Genomic DNA, 3,297 nt, shown 5'->3' on the forward strand with positions numbered 1-3,297 from the left:
CTGGAGCATCCGCCTCGGGGTCGACCCCTGCCGCGCCGAGTCCAGCTTCGGCCACCCCGCCATCGGCGGGCGGAACGTCCTCCACGTGAGGGCGTTGCGCCCAGGGAGTGGCCGAACCGGCCGCGCCCGCGTGCCGCCACGCTGACCCGTCGCCTTCACACACTCCATCCGAGCGCCACGATGTTTCGTCGCTACTTCATCACCGGTCTGCTGATCTGGATACCGATCGGCATCACGTTGTGGGTGCTCAACTTCATCGTCACCACGCTCGACCTCAGCCTGTCGTTGCTGCCCGTGCAGTGGCAGCCCCTGCAGGTGTTCGGGCGCAATCTGCCCGGTATGGGGGCGTTGCTCACGGTGCTGGTGATCTTCATCACCGGAGTGCTGGCCGCCAACTTTCTGGGCCAGCGCCTGGTAGGTCTGTGGGAGTCGCTGCTGTCGCGCATCCCCATCGTGCGCACCATCTACTCGAGCGTCAAGCAGGTGAGCGACACGCTGCTCTCGCCGCAGGGCAATGCCTTTCGCAAGGCACTGCTGATCGAATATCCGCGCCGCGGCAGCTGGACCATCGGGTTTCTGACGGGCGTGCCTGCCGATGAAGTGCGTGCACAGGTGGCCGCACCAGCGCCGGGTGCGACCGACGGGCCCGAAATGGTGTCGGTCTATGTCCCGACCACCCCCAACCCCACCTCAGGATTTTTCCTGATGGTGCGCAAAGACGAAACCATCGAGCTCGATATGTCCGTCGACGAGGCCTTGAAGTACGTGGTCTCGATGGGCGTAGTCGTCCCGTCCGCGCGCGCGTCTCCCCAACGGTTCCGATGCCGCATCTGCCGATGTGCCCGTGGCCGCACCCTCCTCATCGAACCTGACCTGATCAAAGAGAACCACAGCATGCGTACCTGCTACACCGGCGAGGTGTCCATCGACCGCCTGGACCAGACCGTGACCCTCTTTGGCTGGGTGCAGCGACGCCGCGACCATGGCGGCGTGATCTTCATCGACCTGCGCGACCGCGCCGGCATTGCCCAGGTGGTGTGTGACCCGGATCGTGCCGAGACCTTTGCCACCGCCGAGCGCGTGCGCAATGAGTATTGCGTGCGCATCACCGGCAAGGTGCGTCGCCGCCCGGAGGGCACCGACAATGCAGGCATTCGCAGCGGCCAGATCGAGGTGCTGTGCCACGAACTCGAGATCCTCAATGCCTCGGTCACGCCGCCGTTTCAGCTGGACGACGACAATCTGTCCGAGACCACGCGCCTGACGCACCGGGTCCTCGATCTGCGCCGCCCGCAGATGCAAAACAACCTGATGCTGCGTTATCGCGTGGCCATGGAAGTGCGCAAGTACCTCGATTCGCTCGGCTTCATCGACATCGAAACGCCGATGCTCACCAAGTCCACGCCTGAGGGCGCGCGTGACTATCTCGTGCCCTCGCGCGTCAATGCAGGCCAGTTCTTCGCCCTGCCGCAAAGCCCGCAGCTCTTCAAGCAGCTGCTGATGGTCTCGGGGTTCGACCGCTACTACCAGATCACCAAGTGCTTTCGCGACGAAGACCTGCGTGCCGACCGCCAGCCCGAGTTCACCCAGATCGACTGCGAGACCTCCTTCCTCGACGAGACCGAGATCCGCGCCATCTTCGAGGAGATGATCCGCACGGTCTTTCGCAACGCGATCGGCGTCGAGCTGCCGGCGAGCTTTCCCACCATGACCTACGCCGAGGCCATGCGCCTCTACGGTTCCGACAAGCCCGATCTGCGCGTCAAGATGCAGTTCACCGAGCTCACCGACGTCATGGCCGACGTCGACTTCAAGGTGTTCTCGGGCCCCGCCACCACGCCCGGCGGGCGGGTCGTCGGTCTGCGCGTGCCTGGCGGCGCCGAGCTCACGCGCAGCGAGATCGACGCCTACACGCAGTTCGTCGCCATCTACGGCGCGCGCGGGCTGGCCTGGATCAAGGTCAACGACGCCGCGCGCGGCCGCGAGGGCCTGCAGTCGCCCATCGTCAAGAACCTGCACGACCGCGCGATCGAGGCGGTGCTCGCGCGCACCGGCGCGGTCAACGGCGACATCATCTTCTTCGGCGCCGACAAGGCCAAGGTGGTCAACGATGCGATCGGCGCGCTGCGCAACCGCATCGGCCACTCCGAGTTCGCCCGCAAGGCCGGGCTGGTCGAGGGCCAGTGGCGCCCGCTGTGGGTCACCGACTTCCCGATGTTCGAGTACGACGAGGCGGACGCGCGCTGGACCGCCGTGCACCACCCGTTCACCTCGCCCAAGGACGGCCACGAGGATTTCATGGCGACCGATCCCGGCCGCTGCCTGGCCAAGGCCTACGACATGGTGCTCAACGGCTGGGAGCTCGGCGGCGGTTCGGTGCGCATCCACCGCGAGGAAGTGCAGAGCAAGGTCTTCCGGGCCCTGAAGATCGGTCCCGAGGAGGCGCGCGCCAAGTTCGGCTTCCTGCTCGACGCGCTGCAGTACGGCGCGCCGCCGCACGGCGGCATCGCCTTCGGCCTCGATCGCATCGTCACCATGATGACCGGCGCCGAGTCCATCCGCGATGTCATCGCCTTCCCCAAGACCCAGCGCGCGCAGTGCCTGCTCACCCAGGCGCCGTCGCCGGTCGACGAGAAGCAGCTGCGCGAGCTGCACATCCGGCTGCGGGCTGCCGAGGCCGCGCGCGCCTGAGCAACCGACGATGGGCACCAAGATCCCCGAATCCGTGCTCGTCGTGATCCACACGCCCGACCTGCGGGTGCTTCTGCTCGAGCGGGCCGACCACCCGGGTTTCTGGCAGTCGGTCACCGGCAGCAAGGACAGCCTCGATGAGGACCTCGCCCTGACCTGCGGGCGCGAGGTGCTCGAGGAAACCGGCCTCGATGTCGCCGCCCATCAGCTCACCGACTGGGCCCTGACCAACCGCTACGAGATCTACCCGCACTGGCGCCATCGCTACCCTGACGGCGTCACGCACAACACCGAGCACGTCTTCGGCCTGTGCGTGGCGTCGCCCGTGCCTGTCACCATCGCGCCGCGCGAGCACCTCGCCTACGCGTGGCTGCCCTGGGAGGAGGCCGCCGGCCGATGCTTCTCGTGGTCGAACGCGCAGGCCATCCGCGAACTGCCGCAGCGCATCCGGCGCGGGCCGGCGACCGGCGCGGCGCAGCCGTGAGTCCGGCGCGTCCGGCCAACGGCCTGCGCCCCGGTCGGCCCCGGCCGCTGCCGCGGCCGCAGCCGGGCGCAGGCGGCAGCGCCACGGTGGCCTCGCCGCCGGGGCTGGCGCTGCGCGTTGCC

General features: G+C 67.8%; 2 protein-coding genes and 1 pseudogene. All 3 read left to right on the plus strand.

All coding sequences use genetic code 11. From position 1 onward, the window contains the following. Positions 1-339: 339 nt before the first annotated feature. Positions 340-681, plus strand: a pseudogene (locus AC2H6A_RS18860) (DUF502 domain-containing protein); the annotation flags it as partial. A 213-nt stretch (positions 682-894) separates the two neighbouring features. Further along, entirely contained in the window at positions 895-2,691 is a 1,797-nt protein-coding gene (aspS, locus tag AC2H6A_RS18865) for an aspartate--tRNA ligase (protein WP_484275261.1), read from the plus strand. Between the two features lie 10 nt (positions 2,692-2,701). Continuing rightward, a complete protein-coding gene (gene nudB / locus AC2H6A_RS18870) occupies positions 2,702-3,175 on the plus strand; it encodes a dihydroneopterin triphosphate diphosphatase (RefSeq protein WP_484275260.1) in 474 nt (157 codons plus the stop codon). The last annotated feature ends 122 nt before the right edge of the window (positions 3,176-3,297 follow it).

The organism is Quisquiliibacterium sp. (assembly GCF_982640115.1).